This is a genomic window from Pigmentiphaga soli (genome assembly GCF_039541095.1).
Classification (GTDB): domain Bacteria; phylum Pseudomonadota; class Gammaproteobacteria; order Burkholderiales; family Burkholderiaceae_B; genus Pigmentiphaga; species Pigmentiphaga soli.
Window position 1 is genome coordinate 42,982 of the sequence record NZ_BAABFO010000027.1, and the last position, 19,054, is coordinate 62,035.

Genomic DNA, 19,054 nt, shown 5'->3' on the forward strand with positions numbered 1-19,054 from the left:
GCGCAGCGGCAGGAGGGTGGTCCATCCGGCGCGCCCGCGCGGTCGCCGGTCATTCTCACTCGCCCTGCTGGCCAGAACGGCGCGCTGGCGGCCCAACTGCGCGCGGCCGGCTACGAAGTGCTGGAACTGCCCGCGCTGCGCCTGCTGCCTATCGATGCGCCGGCGCCCGATCCAGCCGCATTCGATCTCGTGATGTTCGTCAGCGGCAATGCCGTGCGCGCCTACCTCGACGCCCGCGCCGCGCGGGGCGCCGGCGCCTGGCCTGCCGGCGTGCCGGCGGCGGTGGTCGGCCCGGCCAGCGCCGCGGCGCTGCGCGCCCATCCGGGCTTCGGCGCCGCCCCGGCCGTGGTGCAGCCGCCCCCGGCCGCCGGGCATTTCGATTCCGAAGCCCTGTGGCGCGAACTCCAGGCCATGCCGCGGCTACCCGCCCGGGTACTGATCGTGCGCGGCGGCAGCGGCCCGCAGGGCAGCGGTCGCGACTGGCTGGCCGAGCGGCTGCGCGAGGGCGGCAGCCGAGTGGCCGTGCACCAGGCCTACCGGCGCGAGCCGGCCGGGTGGGACGCGGCGCAGCGCGCCACGCTGCTGCGGCTGGCGCAGGCGGGCCGGCCCGCGCTGTGGCTGGTCACCAGCGGCGAGGGGGCCGACGCGCTGCGCGCCGGGCTCGCCGGCCTCGGCCTGCTGCCGTGGTGGCGCCGCTGTCGCCTGCTAGCAACCCATCCGCGCATCGCCGGGCATCTAATAGCGATCATGGATAACGAAGAAGCCGGTACTTCGGCCGCACCTATGTTACAAACCTGTTCGCCCAGCGATGACGATATCCTGGCCGCGATAAAATCGTCGCTATGACTGCACCCGAGAACGATCTTTCTGCTCCGGCCGCCGCCCCGGCGGGCGATTCCCGGCCGGCCTTCGATCGCTACGCAGGGCGCTCCGCCAGGCAACGCAATACCCGCGGTTTTCCATGGCTCGGCGTCGGCCTGGCCTTCGCGCTGATCGTCATCGTCGTGCTGGCCGCCGCCCTGTGGCGCCAGCAGCAATTGGTCGGCGCCATCGGCCGCGAGTCGGCGCGCCGTTTCAACGAACTCGATTCCATCTCGCGCGATGCACAGACCCGCGCCAAGCAGGCGCTGTCGGCCGCGCAATCCAATGCCGACCGCCTGGCGGTGCTGGAATCCAAGGTGCTCGAATCGCAAAGCCAGCAGGCCGCGCTCGAACAGCTCTACCAGGAGATGTCGCGCGGCGAAGACGAATGGACGCTGATCGAGGTCGAGCAGGCCCTGTCGATCGCCGCCCAGCAGTTGCAGCTGGCGGGCAACGTGCAGAACTCGATCGCCGCGCTGCAGGTGGCCGACGCGCGGCTGGCGCGCGCCGACCGTCCGCAGTTCACCGTGGTGCGGCGGGCGATCGCCGAAGACCTGGAACGCCTGCGCGCCCTGCCGGCGATCGACGTGCCCGGGCTGGTGGTCAAGCTCGACCAGTTGATCGCCGCGCTCGACCGCCTGCCGCTGCTGGCCGACGTCCAGCCCCTGCCCGAAGGCGCCGCCGCGGCGGCCGCGCCGGCGCCGGCCGCCGCGGGCGCCGCCGGCCAGGAGCGGCCGTCGTGGTGGCGGCGGCTGTTTGCGTGGTGGCCGGCGCTGCGCGACAGCTTCCTGAACGATACGCGCAACCTGATCCGCGTCCAGCGGGTCGACACGCCGGCAGCCCTGCTGGTGTCGCCCGAACAGGGCGCGCTGCTGCGCGAGAACCTCAAGCTGCGGCTGCTCAACGCCCGGCTGGCGCTGCTGGCGCGCCAGGAGCATGCCTGGCAGGCCGACCTGGCTTCGGTGCAGCAGGCCATCTCCACCTATTTCGACACGTCGGCCGCGCCCACCAGGAACGCGCTGGCGCTGCTCAAGCAGATCCAGGACACCGACATCTCGATCGAACTCCCCAGCCTGAACGACAGCCTGGCGGCCGTCCGTTCGGTGCTTCCACGCAACGCGGCGCCGTCGCCCGCCCAGCCGAGGTAAAGCATGCGTGCCTGGGTATGGACGCTGTTGTTGCTGGTCGCCGCGGTCGGTCTCGCGGTGGGGGTCCGCTATCACGGCGGCAACGTGGCGCTGCTGCTGCCGCCTTACCGGATCGAACTGTCGGCCAGCCTGGCCGCGCTGATCCTGCTGGCGGCGTTCGCCGCGCTGTACGCGGCGCTGCGGGCGATTTCCTGGACGCTGGGCCTGCCCACCCGGGTGCGGCGCTGGCGCGCACGGCGCGCGCTGGAACAACAGCAGCAACTGCTCGAACGCGGCTGGATCAACCTGCTCGAAGGCCGCTACGCGCGCGCCGAGCTCGACATGACGAGCGTGGCCGACCAGACCGACGTCGCTTCGCGCCAGGTGCTGGCCACGCTGTCGGCCGCGCGCGCCGCGCACGCGATGCAGGAATTCGGCCGCCGCGACGCGCTGCTGCAGCGGGCGCGCGAGGCCGCCGAGGCCGACCCGGGGCTCAAGCCGGCCGCCACCATCGTCGAGGCCGACATGCTGCTCGACCAGCAGCGCGCCGACGAAGCGCTGGCGCTGCTGTCGCAGCTGCACGAGAACGGCCCGCGCCACATGCACTCGCTGCGCCTGACGCTGCGCGCCCACCGCGACCTGGGCCATTGGGCGGAGGTGCTGAAACTGGCGCGCATGCTGTCCAAGCGCCACGCGCTGCACCCGGCCGCCAGCGTGCGCATGATCGCGGCCGCCGCCGCCGGGCTGCTGCGCGCGGCGCCCGACGACGCCACCCGGCGCGCGGTGTGGAAAGACCTGCGCGCCGACGAGCGGCTGCTGCCCGAAGTGGCGCTGGCCGCCGCCGCCGTGTTCGAGACCGGCGGCGATGACGCCCGCACCCGCAAGACGCTGGAAGACGCCATCGAAGTCGAGATGACCCCGGCGCTGCTGCATGCCTACGCGCACTGCCAGCCCGGCCAGATCCAGCCGCGGCTGGAAAAGGCCGAGGAATGGCTGCGCGACCATCCGCACAACGCCGACCTGCTGCAGACCCTGGGCGCGCTGTGCCTGTGCGGCAAGCTGTGGGGGCCGGCCCAGCGCTACCTGGAACGCAGCCTGGCCGAGCGCGACGACCCGCGCACCCATGCGCTGCTGGCCAGCCTGTACGACCGCACCCAGCGCGCCGCCGACGCCGTGCGCCACTGGCGGCTGGCCACGCGCGGCCTGGTCGGGCTGCCTGCGCTGCAGGCCGACGAAGCCCCGGTGCTGTTCAGCGAGCCTGAATCGGCGGCCTTCGACGGCGAGGAGCCCATCGCCCCCGACCGCGCCGCGGGGCTGTAGCGCGCCCGGCGGCGCCACCGCATTCTTTCCCCATCCCATCGTTTCCATCATTCGCATCAAGCAGGCTGTCCCATGAATCTCGATCGTGTAGGTCCAGGCAAGAACGCGCCGGAAGAGTTCAACGTCATCATTGAGATCCCGATGAACGCGGATCCCATCAAGTACGAAATCGACAAGGAAACGGGGGCGCTGTTCGTCGACCGTTTCATGATGACGGCCATGCACTACCCCTGCAATTACGGCTATATCCCCAACACCCTCTCGGCCGACGGCGATCCGGTCGACGTGCTGGTGATGACGCCGCACCCGGTGGCCGTGGGCGCCGTGGTGCGCTGCCGCCCGATCGGCATCCTGCAGATGGAAGACGAGGCCGGCGGCGACGCCAAGCTGCTCGCGGTGCCGATCGAGAAGCTGCTGCCCATCTACCGCCACTGGCGCAAGCCGGAAGACCTGCAGCCCGAATACCTGCTGCGCATCCAGCACTTCTTCGAGCACTACAAGGACCTGGAGAAGGGCAAGTGGGTCAAGGTCACGGGCTGGGAAGGCCCCGACGCCGCCAAGGAAGAAGTCAACCGCGGCATCGCCGCGTACGCCTCGGAGAAGAAGTAGGGCCACCCCTGCGCGGCCTGCGGCCGCTCCCCCTCAAGGGGGCGGCACTGGCGGACCGGCGGAGCCGGATCCGCTGTGCCCTGGAAGGGGCTAGTCGCCTGCTACGGCGTCGATCAGACGGGTGCCGATGCGTTCCAGGACGCGGCCGGTGGTGCCTTTGGCTTCGAGCGCGAACAGCAGCAGCGAGTGGGCCGTCACCTGGTAGACGTCGCTGGCGTTGAAGATAGGCAGGTCTTCGCGCACCGGCATGTTGGTGTCGAGCAGGCAGGTCCACTGGTCGGGGCCCGGGATGTCGGGCAGCGTGAAGTTGACCGTGTCGTGGTGCGCGTTGAACACCAGCAATAGCGTGGCGTCGGCGGCCGGACGGCGGATGCCGGATGCCTGCGCGCGGCCGTCGATGATCATGCCGAAGCAGCGCATCGACGCATCGGCCCATTGCTCCGGCGTCAGTTCCGTGGCGTCGGGCGACAGCCAGCGGACGTCGGTCACCTGCAGTTCCGCGTTGTACTCGGCGGTCAGGAACCGGTTGCGGCGCAGGACCGGCAGCTGCCGCCGCAGATAGGTCAGCTTGCGAACGAACTCCTGCAGCGCCGCGCCGTCTTCGTCGATGTCCTCCCATCCCAGCCAACTGATCTCGTTGTCCTGGCAATAGGCGTTGTTGTTGCCTTGCTGCGTGCGGCCGAACTCGTCGCCGCCCAGCAGCATCGGCGTGCCCTGCGACAGCAGCAGCGTGGCCAGCATATTGCGCTTCTGGCGTTCGCGCAGCGCACGGATGGCCGGGTCGTCGGTCGGGCCTTCGGCGCCGCAGTTCCACGAGATGTTGTCGGCGTGGCCGTCGCGGTTGTCTTCGCCGTTGGCTTCGTTGTGCTTGTCGTTGTACGAAACCAGGTCGTTCAGCGTGAAGCCGTCGTGCGCGGTGATGAAATTGACGCTGGCCCAGGGCTTGCGGCCGCGGCGGTTGAACTTGTCGCCGGAGGCCGTCAGCCGGGTGGCGAAGTCGGCCGCGCTGCCGGCGTCGCCGCGCCAGAAGCTGCGCACGGTGTCGCGGTAGCGGTCGTTCCATTCGGCCCAGCCGGGCGGGAAGCCGCCCACCTGGTAGCCGCCCGGCCCGCAATCCCAGGGCTCGGCGATCAGCTTGACGCTGGACAGCACCGGATCCTGCCGGCAGCTGTCCAGAAAACCGCCGCCCTCGTCGAAGCCGTACCACTCGCGGCCCAGGATGGTGGCCAGGTCGAAGCGAAAGCCGTCGACCTGCATTTCCGTGACCCAGTAGCGCAGGCTGTCGGTCACCATCTGCAGCGTGCGCGGGTGGCTCAGGTTCAGGGTGTTGCCGGTGCCGGTGTCGTTGATGTAGTAGCGCGGCTGGTCGGGCAGCAGGCGGTAGTACGAGGCGTTGTCGATGCCCTTGAACGATAGCGTGGGGCCCAGTTCGTTGCCTTCGGCCGTGTGGTTGTAGACCACGTCGAGGATCACTTCCAGCCCGGCGTCGTGGAAGCGGTCGATCAGCGCCTTGAATTCGGCCATCGGCTCGCCGGCGAAATAGCGCGGGTCGGGCGCGAAGAAGCCCAGCGTGTTGTAGCCCCAGTAGTTGCGCAGCCCGCGTTCGAGCAGGTGGTTGTCGTCGACGAAGGTATGGATGGGCATCAGCTCCACAGAGGTCACGCCCAGGCTGCGGATGTAGTCGACCACCGCCGGCCGCTGCAGGCCGGCGAAAGTGCCGCGCAGCTTCTTCGGCACGTCGGGGTGCAGGCGGGTGAAGCCGGCCACGTGCACCTCGTACAGCACGGTGCGGTCCCACGGCACCCGCAGGCGCTCGGGGCGGCTGCCCGGGTTGGTGGCGTCGACCACCACGCATTTCGGCACGAAGGGCGCGCTGTCGCGTTCGTCGAACGACAGGTCGCCGTCGGGCGAGCCGATCTCGTAGCCGAACACCTCCGGGCGCCACTGCAGTTCGCCCAGGTGCTCGCGCGCGTACGGGTCCAGCAGCAGCTTGTTGGGGTTGAAGCGATGGCCTTCGGCCGGCGCGTAGGGTCCGTGGACGCGGTAGCCGTACACGGTGCCGGGCCGCAGCCCGTGCAGATAGCCGTGCCAGACTTCGTCGGTGAATTCGGGCAGCTCGATGCGTTCGGTCTCGCGCTTGCCGTTGGCGTCGAACAGGCATAGCTCGACTTTCTCGGCATGGGCCGAAAACAGCGCGAACTGCGTGCCGCGGCCGTCCCAGGTGGCGCCCAGCGGATACGGCGAGCCTTCCGAAAGTCGATACTGGCCGGTTTTCATGGTGCTCCCGATCTGGCTGAAGGTGAGCCTGAAGCATGCGGCACGGCGGGCGGCGCGGTCGACACGGCCCCGGTAAAAGGCGCAACCGTTTTTACTGCGCGGCGGCCGCCGCCCGCTTGGTCCTGAACAGGCTCATGGCGAGGCTATCCGCGAAGGATAGGCGTATTATGCCTAACGCGGCGTTCGTCACCAACGCCGCGCATCCCCCCCGCAGCAGGCCATTCCGACATGAGTTCTTCCCCCAGTGCGCCCGAGTCCGGGCCGCCAGCCGTTACCCGCGCCCAATTCCGTTCCGCCATCAGCGCCGCGCTGACCGCCATGATGCTGGGCGCCCTCGACCAGACCATCGTCAGCGTCTCGGTGCCCACCATCGCCAAGCAGCTGGGCGGCTTCGAATGGATGGCGTGGGTGATCTCCGCCTACCTGATCGCCTCCACCGCGACCACCCCGATCTACGGCAAGTTCAGCGACCTGTTCGGGCGGCGCGCCGTGATGCTGACCGCCATCGGCATCTTCACCGCGGCCTCGGTGGCTTGCGCGCTGGCGCAGACCATGCCGCAGCTGGTGCTGGCGCGGGTGGTGCAGGGCATCGGCGGCGGCGGGCTGATCGCGATGGCCCAGTCCATGATCGCCGACGTGGTGCCGATGCGCGAGCGCGGCAGGTTCCAGGTCTACGTCAGTTCGGTGTGGGCCGGCGCCAGCGTGGCCGGCCCGGTGGTGGGCGGCATGCTGACCCAGTACCTGTCGTGGCCGTGGATCTTCTGGATCAACCTGCCGGTGGCGGCGCTGGCCATCACCATGGTGCGCCGTTCGGCGGTGGGCTCCGCGCGCAAGCTGCGCAAGATCCGCATCGACTGGCTGGGCATCGCCGTGCTGCTGGCCGGGCTGATCGCGCTGCTGATTCCCATCACGCGCATCGGCCAGGGCGTGCCCGTGCACGAATCCGCCAACCTGGCCGGGCTCGGCTTCGCCGTCGTCGCGCTCACCTATTTCGCGCGGCACGAACTGCGGGTGGACGAACCCATCATTCCGCTGTCGATGCTGGGCGAGCCGATCGTGGTGCTGGGCTGCACCGTCCTGTTCGTCTGCTTCTTCATCTTCGTCTCGATGTCGGTGCTGGTGCCGCTGCGCATGCAGCTGGTCACCGGCGCCGGGCCGGGCGACGCGGCGCTGGCCATGCTGCCGTACACGCTGTCCAATCCGGTGTCGGGCTTCGTCTGCGGCCGCTGGATCTACCACTACGGGCGGGTGCGGCCGCTGCAGCGGCTCGGCGCGGCGCTGATGGTGGCGTCGATGGCGGCGCTGGCGCTGATCTCACCCTCGCACGGGCTGGCCACCGGCATCGTGCTGACGGTGCTGGGCGTGGGCCTGGGCTGCCAGCTGCCCACCACGCTGATGATGCTGCAGAACTCGGTGTCCCATTCCATGCTGGGCACCGTCACCGCCGTGTCGGCGTTCTTCCGGCTGCTGGGCGGTGCGGTCGGCATCGCCATGCTCAGCGCCATCGTGCTGGCGCTGCTGCGCGACGTGCTGCCGGCCGACGCCGCCGCGCACGGGCTCGAGGGCCTGGGCGGGCTGCTGGGTCAGGCCGGCCAGGCCGGCATTTCGCCCGATTCCGTCGACCGCGCGTTCCGCTACATGCTGCTGGGATGCGCGGTGCTGTCGCTGCTCAACGTGTTCTGCGTGAACCGGCTGCCCGACGTCCAGCTGGGAGCGCGGCCCAGGCACGCGGCGATCGAGGCCGAATGAAAAAAACGGGACGGCGCCAGGCCGTCCCGTTCTGCAAGCTGCAGGCGCGCCGCACCGGCGGCGCCGCGGCGCGCACCCGCCGCTTATTCCGCCGTGATGCCGGCGGACTTGATCACCTTGGTCCAGTTCGCCAGCTCGCTGGACACGCGCTTGCGCAGCGCTTCGCCGCCTTCGTCGGCGCTGGCCACTTCGACGCCCATCGTCTCGAACTTCGAACGCAGCGCCTGGTCGGCCAGCGCCTGGTTGACCGCGCCGCGCAGCTTGTCCAGCACGTCCTGCGGGGTGTGGGCCGGCGCGAACAGGCCGAACCAGGTGACCGCCGCGTAATCCTTGAAGCCCTGGTCGGTGGTGGACGGCACGTTGGGCAGCAGCGTGGAGCGGCGCGGCTGGATCACCGTCAGCGGCTTCAGGCGCTGGCTCTGGATCAGCGGCAGCGCCGAGGCGATGGTGGAGAACACCAGCGGCACGTGGCCGGCAATCGTGTCGGTCTGCGACGGGCCCGCACCCTTGTACTGGGCGATCGTGAAATCGATGCCGGCCAGGATCTTCAACTGCTCGGCCGCCAGGTGCGGCGCGGTGCCGGCGCCGCCCGAGGCGATGATGAGCTGGCCGGGATTCTTCTTGGCGTCGGCCACCACGTCGCGCAGGTCTTTGCCGGGATACTTCATATTGGCCACCAGGATGGCCGGCGACACGCCCAGCAGCGCGATCGGCTCGAAGTCGGTCGCGGGCTTGTAGGGCATGCGGTTGTACAGCGGCGGCGAGATGGTCATTTCGGCCGAGGTGCCCATCAGCAGCGTATAGCCGTCGGCCGGCGCCTTGGCGGCGTACTCGGCGCCCAGCATGGCGCCGGCGCCGGCCTTGTTCTCGACCACGAAGCTCTGGCCGAGCGAATCGGTCAGCCGCTGGGCGATCAGGCGGGCGACCAGGTCGCTGCCGCCGCCGGGCGCGAAGCCGACCACCATGCGCACCGGCTTGTCGGGGTAGCCGGCGGCCTGCGCGGCGGGTGCCGCCGCAACGCACGCGGCCAGCAATAGCGCGGCATGCCGCGTTACGGAAAAATCGTTTGCCATGTCTGCCTCCCTTCGTTGGCGAGCCGCAAGATATCACGCGGGTCTGGCGCCCCATTCATCGTTTTTTTGGATGGGGGCCACGTTTTTTAATATCCCCGCAGCCGGCTCCGGCCGGCCTTTTCCTCTGCTATCTTTTGACCCCGCCGGGCCGACCGCAACAAGGAAGCAGACAGCATGACCTCCCCCGACACCTACGCCGGCGCGCGCATCGCGCGCATGGAAATCATCCCCCTGCAGATGCCGATGAAAACGCCGGTGAAGATTTCGCACGGCGCCGCGCGGCCCTGCATCGACACGCTGCTGGTGCGCCTGACCACCGAAAGCGGGCTGACCGGCGTGGGCGAGACCCAGGCCTGGCGCCGCCAGGGCAGCGCCGAAACGCTGGCCAGCCTGGCCGCGGTGCTGCGCGATCATTTCCAGCCGCTGGTGGTGGGCCGGTCGCCGTTCTCGCTGGCGTCCATCATGGCGCGGCTGGAGCAGGCCATGTGGCACAGCCTGTACGCCCAGGCCGCCGTGTCCGATGCCTTGTACGACCTGCAGGGCAAGATCCTGGGCGTGCCGGTGCACGCGCTGCTCGGCGGCCGCTGCCGCGCCAGCGTGCCGGCCTGCGTGGTGCTGTTCATGAAGCCCACGGTCGAGCAGACGGTGGAGGGCGCCGCCGAGTTCCAGGCGCGCGGCTATCGCAGCTTCACCGTCAAGGTCGGCGTCGACGCCAGGCAGGACGTGCGGCTGGTGGCCGCGCTGCGCGAGCGGCTCGGCCCCGACGCCATCCTGCGGGTCGACGCCAACGCCGGCATGGACTTCGACGGCGCGCTGTCGCTGCTGCGCAAGCTGGAGCCCTACGACATCGATGCCGCCGAGCAATTGCTGCCGCTGGGCGACGTGGCCGGCATGGCCGAGCTGGCGCGGCGCAGCCCGATCCCGCTGATGGTGGATGAATCGCTGGCGTCCGACGGCGACCTGATCGACATCGTGTGCCGCCGAGCCGGCACCGCGATCCACACCAAGATCGGCAAGAACGGCGGCATCTGGGGCGTGCGCAAACTGATGACGATCGCCGGCGCCGCGGGCCTGCGCATCTATCCGGGCAACCATCCCAGCACCAGCGTGGCCACGCTGGCCGCCGCCCACGTGGCCACGGCCTGGGACGGCCCGCTGCTCGACGGCGCCTTCACGGTCGGCATCGACGCCCTGGCCGACGACGTGGTGCGCGAGCCGGTGCGCATCGAGGGCAACGCGGTCGAGGTGTCCGACGCGCCCGGCCTGGGCGTGGAACTGGACGAAGACAAGCTGCGCGCCTATCGCGCCGATCTGTGACGCGGCTTGCCGGCCGCTCCTGAAGCGGGCCGGCCGGTCGCCTTCTCCGCCTACGCGCCCTTGCGCGCCGCGTAGGCGAACTGCGCGTCCAGCACCTGCTTGCGGTCGTGGTTGAACAGCCGCACCCGCACCACCGCCGTGGTGCGGCCGCGGTGCGCGATGCGGGCCTCGGCGCGCACCGCGGGCGGTTCGCCGGGACGCAGGAAGCAGGCGGAAATCGAGGTCGGCATCCAGTGACCTTCCAGCGCCGCGCGGGCAGTGGCCTCGGCAAAGCCCACCTGTATGCCCCCCTGCACGTGGCCCATGCGATTGCCCACGTGCGGCGTGGCCATCAGGGTGCCGGAGGCGCCGCTTGCGTTGCGGCGCACGCGATGGCCCCAGAACCGGTGGATGAAACCCGCGCCGTCCGATATTTTCAGCGCGGCCTGCGCGCGCCGGTAGATCGCGGCCTCGTCTTCGGCCAGGGCGAGCGGGTCGGGCAACAGCGCCGGCTCGCCCGCCGGCAGCGGGCGCATCGGCGGCACCCGCCGGCCGGGCGGCAGGTCCAGCACCATGAAGCTGGCGGTGCCCAGCGCAGCCACCTCGCCGCCGGCGCCGCGGATCGTCGTCCGGCTCACGGCCTGGCGGCCGGCGGCGCCGGGCACGTAGCTTTCGAAGGCGCTGTGCGCCTCGAGCCGGTCGCCGTGCGGCACGTCGAACAACTGCAGGTGCATGTTGACGGTGGCCAGCCGGACTTCGGTCACCACTTCGGCCCGCACGCAGGTGGCCAGCGCCAGGTCGGCCAGCATCGCGAAGATGAAGCCGTCGAGCCGGCCATCGGCGTCGGCGTCGAACGGCATGACCGGGGCCGAGGTCAGGCTGTCGCCGGACGCGACCCGGTCGAACGACAGGCCGGCGTAGTTGCCCGGGAAATGGAAGCCGGGCTCGCGGTTGCGGGCGATGCCGGCCAGCATGCGCCGCAGGACCGGGGAGGACGGCAGGAGCGGGCTGTCGGCGGGCAGCATGCCTGCCGCTGGCGCGGCGGGCGTAGTAGAGGAAGCGGCGGCGGAAGTCAGGGGCATGGTGGAGGAGGCGGGACGCGGAGTGGGTGGCGCAATGATATTACCTGGCCTGGAACACGGGCTGCCGCTTCTCGGCGAACGCCGCCACGCCCTCGCGCGCGTCTTCCGAGCCCTGCAGCATGCGCAGCATCACCTGTTCCAGCCGCAGTCCGGTGCGCATGTCCAGATCCTGCCCGCGCTGCGCGACTTCCTTGGCGGCCTGCACCGCCAGCGGGGCGTTGGCCGCGATCCGGCGCGCCACCCGCATCGCCTCGTCCATCAGCTGCGCCATCGGCACCACCCGGTTGACCAGGCCCCAGCGCTCGGCCCCGGCGGCGTCGAGCGTGTCGCCGGTCAGCAGCAGTTCCATCGCGATCGGGTAGGGCAGCTGGCGCACCACGCGGTTGACGCCGCCGTTGGCAGCGATCAGCCCGCGCTTGACTTCCGACAGGCCGAACACGGCATGCTCGGCCGCGATGCGGATGTCGGTGCCCAGCATCAGGCACATGCCGCCGGCCAGGCAGTAGCCGTTGACGGCCGAGACGATGGGTTTCCAGACTTCCATGCCGCGATTGGGCAGCAGGCCGTTCTGCGTCAGCATCAGCTCGGACAGTTCGAGCGAGAAGGGCAGGTCTTTCAGGTCGGCGCCGGTGGAGAACGCCCGTTCGCCCTGGCCGGTGACCACCGCCACGCGGATGCCGGGATCGTCGCGCACGCGGGCGAAGGCCTCCGACAGCGCCAGGTAATGCGCGCGATCGAAGGCGTTCATGCGTTCGGGGCGGTTGAGGACGATCAAGGCGATATGGTCGCTAACCGAGACGTCGATGGACACGTCTGTCTCCTGGTCGGTTTGGAGGGAATGGAAATTGAGGGCCGGCGCCTGCCGCAGGCTCAGGCGTCGGCCGGCGCATCTTCGCCGCCGGCCGGCGGGCAAGACAGCACCGGGATGGGCGGTATGGCGGGCATCGGCGCCTCGGCGTCGCGCCCCGGCCAGTCGTCGCGCTGGGTGCGGATTTCCACCGCTTCGATCAGCGCCCGCTGCACCGCGTGGGCGGCCAGGCTGACCGGCATCTCGCGCGAGGTGCACAGGCACGCCTGCAAGGCCTGCTCCAGTCCGGCCACCGGCCGGAAGTGCATGCCCGGCGCCACCGGCATGGCCGACAGCGGAACCAGCGGCGCGAACACCGGGCCCAGTCCATTGGATACGGCGCTCGACAAGGCCGGCAGCGAATTGAGCTCGAGCCGGATCGCGGGCGGCGGCAGGCCGGCCTGCTGGAGCGCGGCCTCGACCGCCAGCCGGATCGGATTGGCCGGCCCCGGCATGGCCGCCACCCGGCGCGCCGCCTCGGCCAGCGCGATGGGGCGGCCGGGCACGTCGTCCGGGGCGCTGCCGTCGCACAGCAGGCCCACGCCCAGGGTGCACAAAACCTGGTGCTGCAGGCCCGTGGGCACCGCGCCGCTGTCGATCAGCACCGCCATGTCGACCCGGCTGTGCGCGACCATCTCCTGCAGCAGCGTGCTTTCGCCTTCCAGCACGCGCATTTTCAGGCGGGGATGGCGCGCCATCACGCAGGCCGCCAGCGGCGCCGCGAACAGCGGTACCATCGCGGTCGAGAACCCGGCCACCACCTCGCCTTCCAGTTCGGCGGCGGTGCTGCGCACCGCGTGCGGCAATTGCTCCATCTGCCGCAGCACCTGCCGGGCCTGCCGGTACAGCATCAGGCCGGCGGCGGTGGGCGTCACCCCGCGCGGGCTGCGCAGCAGCAGCTGGGTGCGCAGTTCCTCTTCCAATTGGGCGATCTGCAGCGTCAGCGCCGGCTGCGCGATGCCGATGTTGTGCGCGGTACGGGTGATGCTGCCCGTATCCACGATATGGATGAAGTTGCGCAGCTGGCGCAGGTTCATCGTCGTCAGACTCAGTCGGTGGAGATGCCGGCATCGCGGATCAGCTTGGCGTATTCCCTGATGTGCGCGGCCACGGTTGCGTCGTACTCGCCGGGCCCGGCCAGCGAGATTTCCATGCCCTGCGATTTTATCCGTTCGGCGATGTCGGCCCGGTGCAGCAGTTTCGACACCTCGGCATTGATCCGCTTCAATGCGGCCGGCGGCATGGTGGCGGGCGCCACCAGCGCGAAGGTCTCGCCGGCCTCGAAGTCGGGGAAGCCGGCCTCGGCCATGGTCGGCACGTCGGGCAGCTGCGGGCTGCGCGTGGCACTGCCGATCGCCAGGCCGCGCAGGCGGCCGCTCTGCACGTAAGGCTGCACCGAAGGCACCGGGTTGAACATCATGTCGAGCTGGCCGCCCATGATGTCGTTCATGGCCGGCGCGCCGCCCTTGTAGGCAATGTGCGTCATCGGCTGGCCGGCGCGCTGTTGCAGCATCGCGCCGGCGATCTGGTTCATCGTGCCATTGCCCGGGCTGCCGTAGTTGAGCGGCACGCCCTTGGCCTTGGCGTTGGCCAGCAGATCGGCCACCGAGCGCGCCGGATTGGCATTGGCGACCACCAGCACGAAGGGCGTGACCACCAGCGGCGTGATCCAGGTGAAATCCTTCACCGGGTCGTAGGGCAGCTGCTTTTTCATCAGCGTCGCGTTGAGCGCGTGGGCGCCGGCCGCCACCAGCCCGAAGGTCAGGCCGTCGTTGCCCGCGCGCGCGACGATTTCGCTGCCGATCAGCCCGCCGGCGCCAGGGCGGTTGTCCACCACCACCTGCTGGCCGAGCGCCTCGCCCAGGCCGGGGCCGATGATGCGCGCCAGCAGGTCGGCCGTGCCGCCGGGCGGGAAGGTGACGACCATCCGCAGCGGCTTGGCCGGCGCCCATTCGTTGTCCGCCGCGGCCGCGCCGGCCGGCGCGGCCAGGGGCAGCAGGGTGGCGGCCAGCGCCGGCAGCAGCAGGCGGGACAGCGTGCGGCGGGCGGCGCAGGGGCCGGCGCCGCGATGGGTACTGCGCATCGTCTTCGATTTCATGCGGTGTCTCCTTTTTGAATGTTCCCGCCTGTGTGTTTGTCGCGGCACGACTCCTGCGTGTTACCTGATGGCGCCGCTGGCGCGCAGCGCCGCGATTTCGTGCGGCGACAGGCCGGCGTCCGCCATGACGGCGTCGGTGTGTTCGCCCAGCCCGGGGGCGCCCGATACCGGCGCCAGCGGACTGCGTTCGTAGACGATGGGGCGGGCCAGCCCGCGATAGCTGCCCAGCGCGGCGTGCGGCATGCGCTCCACCAGGCCCTGCTGCAGCACCTGCGGATGATCGAACATGCCGTTGATCGAGCCGACCACTGCGCACGGCACCTGGCCCTGCATCAGCGCGTCCCATTCGACCGCGGTGCGCGCGCGCAGCGCCGCGTGCAGCGGCGGCAGCAGTTCCTGCGCCCGCGCGGCGCGCTTGCGCACGGTGTCGTAGCGTTCGTCGCGGGCCAGTTCCGGCAGGCCCACCAGCGTGCACAGGTTTTCCCAGAAGCGCGGCGTGCTGGCCTGCAGGTAGAGGTAACCTTCCTTGGTCGGATGGATGCCGGCCAGCTTGCCGTTGTGCAGGTCGCGGTCGACGTCGGCCGGTTCGCCGTCGGCGGCCACGAAGCGGCCGGCCTGCATCGCCAACGTGGCGGCCAGCAGCGACATGCCCACGTGCTGGCCCTCGCCCTCCAGGCCGCGGTCCTGGCCGCCGGCGCTGCGGCAGCGCTCGAACAGCGCCGCCACCACGCCCAGCGCGCCCATCGCCGAGGCGTAGAAGTCGACCACCGAGCCTTGCTGCAGCTGCGGCGGCACGCCGTTGGCGTGGCCCTGCGCGGTGGCGATGCCGGCCATGGCCTGCAGTACCTGGTCGTAGCCGGCGCTGGCCGCCATCGGGCCGTCGTCGCCGTAGCCGGTCAGGCCCAGGTGGATCAGGCGCGGGTTGCGGGCGCGCAGCACGGGGTAGTCCACGCCCAGGCGCCGCATGACGCCGGGGCGCATGTTGTCGGCGATGACGTCGGCGGCGTCGGTGAGCCGGAACAGCGCTTCCTTGCCGCCGGGCGCCTTCAGGTCGATCACGATCGATTGCTTGCCCCGGTTCACGCCCAGGAAGGTGCGGCTTTCCTCGGGCAGCGACGAGGGGTAGTAGCGCATCATGTCGCCCTCGGGCTGCTCGACCTTGATGACCGTCGCGCCCAGGTCCGCCAGCAGCGAGCAGGCGAAGGGGCCGGCGATGTAGGAAGTCATGTCGATGACGCGGATGCCGCGCAGCGGGCCTGGCATGGGGAGTGTCTCCGTCTGGGGCTGGCGCAGCCGCCGCGGCCCGGATCTAATGAACGCGCAATTGTTGCGGGCCGGGAAAGGCGAAGACAAATACAGAGTTGCTTGGGGGGCCTAATATTTATTGATGGCCTCGCCCCAAGAAGAGCAGGCGCTATTGTAGAAGCGCCGTTTCAGTGATAGCGGACACTATCGTCAAACGCGCATCGGCCCGGTTTCCCGGGCCGATGGCGACGCTTCAGCCCAGCACGCGGACATCGGCGAAGTGCCCCGTGACGGCGGCGGCCGCCGCCATGGCCGGGCTGACCAGGTGCGAACGGCCGCCGGGCCCTTGCCGGCCCTCGAAGTTGCGGTTGGAGGTGGAGGCGCAGCGCTCGCCCGGCGACAGGCGGTCTTCGTTGATCCCCACGCACATCGAACAGCCCGACGCGCGCCACTCGAAGCCGGCCTCGGTGAAGATGCGGTCCAGCCCCTCGCGCTCGGCCTGCAGCTTGGTTTCGTTGGAGCCGGGCACCACCAGCGCCTGCATCACGTTGGGCGCGACCTTGCGGCCCTTGACCACGGCCGCTGCCGCGCGCAGGTCGTCGATGCGCGAATTGGCGCAGGAGCCGATGAACACCTTGTCGACCGGGATCTCGACCAGCGGCGTGCCGGCTTGCAGGCCCATGTACTGCAGCGCGCCTTCCAGCCACGCGCGGCGGCTGGGGTTGGGCTCGTCCTTCGGGTCGGGCACGCGGCCGTCGATCGGCAGCACCAGTTCGGGCGAGGTGCCCCAGGTCACCTGCGGCACCACCTGCGACGCATCGATGCGCACCACCTTGTCGAAATGCGCGCCCGGGTCGCTGTGCAGGTCGCGCCAGGCGGCCTCGGCGGCGTCCCACTGGGCACCCGTGGGCGCGAAGCGGCGGCCGCGCACGAAATCGATGGTGGTCTGGTCGACCGCCACCAGGCCGGCGCGGCAGCCGGCTTCAACCGACATGTTGCACAGCGTGGCGCGGCCGTCCATGCCCATGTTGCGCACGGTCTCGCCGGCGTATTCGACGATGTGGCCCACGCCGCCACCGGTGCCGATCTGGCCGATCAGGTACAGCGCGAGGTCTTTCGCGCTTACGCCGGGCTGCAGTTCGCCGCTGATCTCCACCAGCATGTTCTTCGGCTTCTTCATCGCCAGGCACTGCGTGCTCAGCACCAGTTCGACCTCGGAGGTGCCGACGCCGAAGGCCAGCGCGCCCACCACGCCGTGAGTGGTGGTGTGCGAGTCGCCGCAGGCCACCGTCATGCCCGGCAGCGTCGTGCCCTGTTCGGGGCCGATCACGTGGGCGATGCCCGACAGCGGGTCGCGGAAAGGGTAGTACTGCGCGGCGCCGAATTCGCGCACGTTCTCGTCCAGCGTGGCCAGCTGCAGCTTGGACACCGGGTCGGTCACCTCGGCCTCGGGCCGCGTGGGCGGGTTGTGGTCGGCGGTGGCGACGATGGACATCGGCCGCCAGACCTTGCGGTGGTTCAGCCGCAGGCCTTCATAGGCCTGGGCGCTGGTCACCTCGATCACGAAGTGCTTGTCGATGTAGAGCATCGCGGTGCCGTCGTCCTGCACCGTGACGACGTGCTTATCCCAGATCTTGTCGAAGAGGGTACGGGGAGCCATGGTTCTTCCTTCAGCGTGCGGCCGTCCAGCCGCCGTCGACCGTGACGACGGTGGCGTTCGTATAGTTGGAGCGCGGCGAGCACAGGAACACCGCCATCGCCGCCACTTCGTCCACGGTGCCCAGGCGCCCCTGCGGGAAGCCGGCCACCAGTTCGCGCCAGCGGTTTTCGTCGCCGAATTTCTTCTGCGCGCGCGCCTTCCAGCGCACCACCTGGCGGTCGGTTTCGGTATTGCCCGGATTGAGCCCCACCACCCGCACGCCGTGCGACATGCCATCGATGCCCAGGCCGCGCGTCATCGCCATCAGGGCGGCGTTGGCCATGCTGCCGGCCAGATAGCTGGGCAGCGGGCGTTCGCCGGCGATGCCGATGATATTGAGCACCACCCCCGACTTGCGCGCCTTCATGCCGGTGTAGACGGCGCGCGTCAGGTTGATGTAGCCGAACACCTTCAGTTCCCACGCGGCGCGCCACTGGGCGTCGTCCATCTCTTCGATCGGCGCCTGCGGGATGGCGCCGGCGTTGTTGATGAGAATGTCGACCGGACCGCATGCGGCGGCCAGGCCGGCGGTGCTCTCGGGCGAGCCCAGGTCGGCCGGGTAGAGATCGACCGCGATGCCGGGATTGGTTTTCAGCAGCGCCGCGCGGGCCGACTCCAGCGAATCGACCGAGCGCGAGCACAGCGCCAGGTTGCAGCCTTCTTCGGCCAGCAGGTTGGCGATGCCGAAGCCGATGCCGCGCGAGCCGCCCGTTACCAGGGCGCGCTTGCCCCGCAATTGAAGATCCATGTGAAGTCCTTAGTCGGCTTGTCCGGGTTGGGTCGAATAAAGCCAGGGCTGGGCGCGCCGGGCCATCGTTTCGTAGTTGCGGATCGCCTCGGCGTGGGCCAGCACCGCGTCGATGTCGTCGGTGCCGTCGAGCAGGCATTGGCGGCGATAGGGATCGATCTCGAACGCGATGGATTGCCCGCCGGGACGCGTGACGGTCTGCGCCTCCAGCGACACGGTAAGCCGGTAGCCGGGCGTGGCCAGGGTCTCGTCGAACAGCGTGTCCATCTCGGCCTCGGGCAGCTGTACCACCAGCAGTCCGTTCTTCAGCGCGTTGTTGCGGAAGATGTCGGAATAGCTGGGGGCCAGCACGCACCGGATGCCGTACTGCTGCAGCGCCCAGACCGCGTGCTCGCGCGACGAGCCGCAGCCGAAGTTGCGGCGGCCGATCATGATGGTGGCGCCCTGGTAGCGCGGCTGGTTCAGCACGAAATCGGGATTGGGCTTGCGGCCGCTCACGTCCATGCCGGGTTCGCCGTGGTCCAGCCAGCGCCATTCGTCGAACAGGTGCGGGCCGTAGCCGGTGCGCCGGATCGATTTCAGGAACTGTTTGGGGATCATCGCGTCGGTATCGACGTTGTCCCGGTCCAGGGGCACTACGAGCCCGCAGTGTTCAGTGAATTTTTCCATCGGATGCGCCGGTTCTTGGATCGGTGGATTGTATGGGTTTGGTGCCGCGAGTTTAGCGTAATACAATCAGTCAGTATTACGTGTGGCGACCAAAGCCTCGCGATACGTGTGGCGGTAGACCGTTTTTTCCCAACCTCGTTCATCCAAATTCTTGGAACCGGAGCAAAGCGTGAGCAGTGATAGTGATCTGTACGAAAAAGGCCTGAAGGTTCGCCGCGCGGTCGTGGGCGATGCCTACGTCGACGCCTCCCTGAAGAACGCCGACGAATTCAGCCAGCCGATGCAGGAGCTGGTCACCAAGTACTGCTGGGGCGACGTCTGGTCGCGTCCTGGCCTGGAGCGCCGCACCCGCAG

Annotated in this window: 17 protein-coding genes; 7 read left to right on the forward strand and 10 right to left on the reverse strand. The window is 69.9% G+C overall.

Annotation, left to right across the window (positions count from 1 at the left end; all coding sequences use genetic code 11):
• Positions 1-84: 84 nt before the first annotated feature.
• The 4 genes from ABD927_RS20870 (at position 85) to ppa (ending at position 3,917) form a co-directional block, all read left to right on the forward strand.
• On the forward strand, positions 85-846 hold the full coding sequence (locus ABD927_RS20870; RefSeq protein ID WP_425570323.1) for a uroporphyrinogen-III synthase: 762 nt from the start codon (positions 85-87) through the stop codon (positions 844-846).
• Complete coding sequence (locus ABD927_RS20875) at positions 843-2,009, forward strand: uroporphyrinogen-III C-methyltransferase (RefSeq protein ID WP_345251796.1); 1,167 nt, start codon at positions 843-845, stop codon at positions 2,007-2,009. Before ABD927_RS20870 ends, ABD927_RS20875 begins: the two co-directional genes overlap by 4 nt.
• Positions 2,010-2,012: 3 nt before the next feature.
• On the forward strand, positions 2,013-3,308 hold the full coding sequence (locus ABD927_RS20880; RefSeq protein WP_345251797.1) for a heme biosynthesis protein HemY: 1,296 nt from the start codon (positions 2,013-2,015) through the stop codon (positions 3,306-3,308).
• A 72-nt stretch (positions 3,309-3,380) separates the two neighbouring features.
• Positions 3,381-3,917 (forward strand): inorganic diphosphatase, encoded by a 537-nt coding sequence (gene ppa, locus ABD927_RS20885; protein WP_345251798.1) that lies wholly within the window; start codon positions 3,381-3,383, stop codon positions 3,915-3,917.
• A gap of 90 nt (positions 3,918-4,007) precedes the next feature.
• Here ppa and glgX read toward each other — a convergent pair whose 3' ends face one another.
• Positions 4,008-6,194 carry a glycogen debranching protein GlgX gene (gene glgX, locus ABD927_RS20890; RefSeq protein ID WP_345251799.1) on the reverse strand — a complete coding sequence of 729 codons (2,187 nt, stop codon included), beginning with the start codon at positions 6,192-6,194 and terminating at the stop codon, positions 4,008-4,010.
• Between the two features lie 228 nt (positions 6,195-6,422).
• Between glgX and ABD927_RS20895 the strand changes: the two genes are divergently transcribed.
• Positions 6,423-7,943, forward strand: a complete 1,521-nt coding sequence (locus tag ABD927_RS20895; RefSeq protein WP_345251800.1) for an MDR family MFS transporter — start codon at positions 6,423-6,425, stop codon at positions 7,941-7,943.
• 83 nt (positions 7,944-8,026) lie between these two features.
• Here the strand turns inward: ABD927_RS20895 and ABD927_RS20900 are convergent, their stop codons facing one another.
• On the reverse strand, positions 8,027-9,016 hold the full coding sequence (locus ABD927_RS20900; RefSeq protein ID WP_345251801.1) for a Bug family tripartite tricarboxylate transporter substrate binding protein: 990 nt from the start codon (positions 9,014-9,016) through the stop codon (positions 8,027-8,029).
• A gap of 174 nt (positions 9,017-9,190) precedes the next feature.
• Between ABD927_RS20900 and ABD927_RS20905 the strand changes: the two genes are divergently transcribed.
• Positions 9,191-10,333 (forward strand): mandelate racemase/muconate lactonizing enzyme family protein, encoded by a 1,143-nt coding sequence (locus ABD927_RS20905; protein WP_345251803.1) that lies wholly within the window; start codon positions 9,191-9,193, stop codon positions 10,331-10,333.
• A gap of 50 nt (positions 10,334-10,383) precedes the next feature.
• On the opposite strand, the gene ABD927_RS20910 is transcribed toward ABD927_RS20905, so the two are convergent.
• From ABD927_RS20910 to leuD, 8 genes are all read right to left on the reverse strand, one after another.
• Entirely contained in the window at positions 10,384-11,394 is a 1,011-nt protein-coding gene (locus ABD927_RS20910) for an acyl-CoA thioesterase domain-containing protein (protein WP_345251804.1), read from the reverse strand.
• Between the two features lie 40 nt (positions 11,395-11,434).
• On the reverse strand, positions 11,435-12,205 hold the full coding sequence (locus ABD927_RS20915) for an enoyl-CoA hydratase/isomerase family protein (RefSeq protein ID WP_345251805.1): 771 nt from the start codon (positions 12,203-12,205) through the stop codon (positions 11,435-11,437).
• A gap of 59 nt (positions 12,206-12,264) precedes the next feature.
• Complete coding sequence (locus ABD927_RS20920) at positions 12,265-13,278, reverse strand: LysR substrate-binding domain-containing protein (protein WP_345251806.1); 1,014 nt, start codon at positions 13,276-13,278, stop codon at positions 12,265-12,267.
• 11 nt (positions 13,279-13,289) lie between these two features.
• Complete coding sequence (locus ABD927_RS20925) at positions 13,290-14,339, reverse strand: Bug family tripartite tricarboxylate transporter substrate binding protein (protein ID WP_345251807.1); 1,050 nt, start codon at positions 14,337-14,339, stop codon at positions 13,290-13,292.
• A 60-nt stretch (positions 14,340-14,399) separates the two neighbouring features.
• The gene (locus ABD927_RS20930; protein WP_345251808.1) at positions 14,400-15,602 is read right to left on the reverse strand and encodes a CaiB/BaiF CoA transferase family protein; all 1,203 of its coding nucleotides are present in this window, start codon (positions 15,600-15,602) and stop codon (positions 14,400-14,402) included.
• A gap of 235 nt (positions 15,603-15,837) precedes the next feature.
• Positions 15,838-17,244: a 3-isopropylmalate dehydratase large subunit gene (gene leuC / locus ABD927_RS20935; protein ID WP_345251809.1), complete on the reverse strand. Its 1,407-nt coding sequence runs from the start codon at positions 17,242-17,244 to the stop codon at positions 15,838-15,840.
• A gap of 10 nt (positions 17,245-17,254) precedes the next feature.
• Positions 17,255-18,031, reverse strand: coding sequence for a short-chain dehydrogenase/reductase (locus tag ABD927_RS20940; RefSeq protein ID WP_345251810.1), 777 nt, complete (start codon positions 18,029-18,031; stop codon positions 17,255-17,257).
• A 9-nt stretch (positions 18,032-18,040) separates the two neighbouring features.
• Positions 18,041-18,700, reverse strand: coding sequence for a 3-isopropylmalate dehydratase small subunit (gene leuD, locus ABD927_RS20945; RefSeq protein ID WP_345251811.1), 660 nt, complete (start codon positions 18,698-18,700; stop codon positions 18,041-18,043).
• A 169-nt stretch (positions 18,701-18,869) separates the two neighbouring features.
• Here leuD and ABD927_RS20950 point away from each other — a divergent pair.
• Positions 18,870-19,054 (forward strand): carboxymuconolactone decarboxylase family protein (locus tag ABD927_RS20950; RefSeq protein WP_486357922.1); only part of this gene is annotated, 185 nt, incomplete at its 3' end.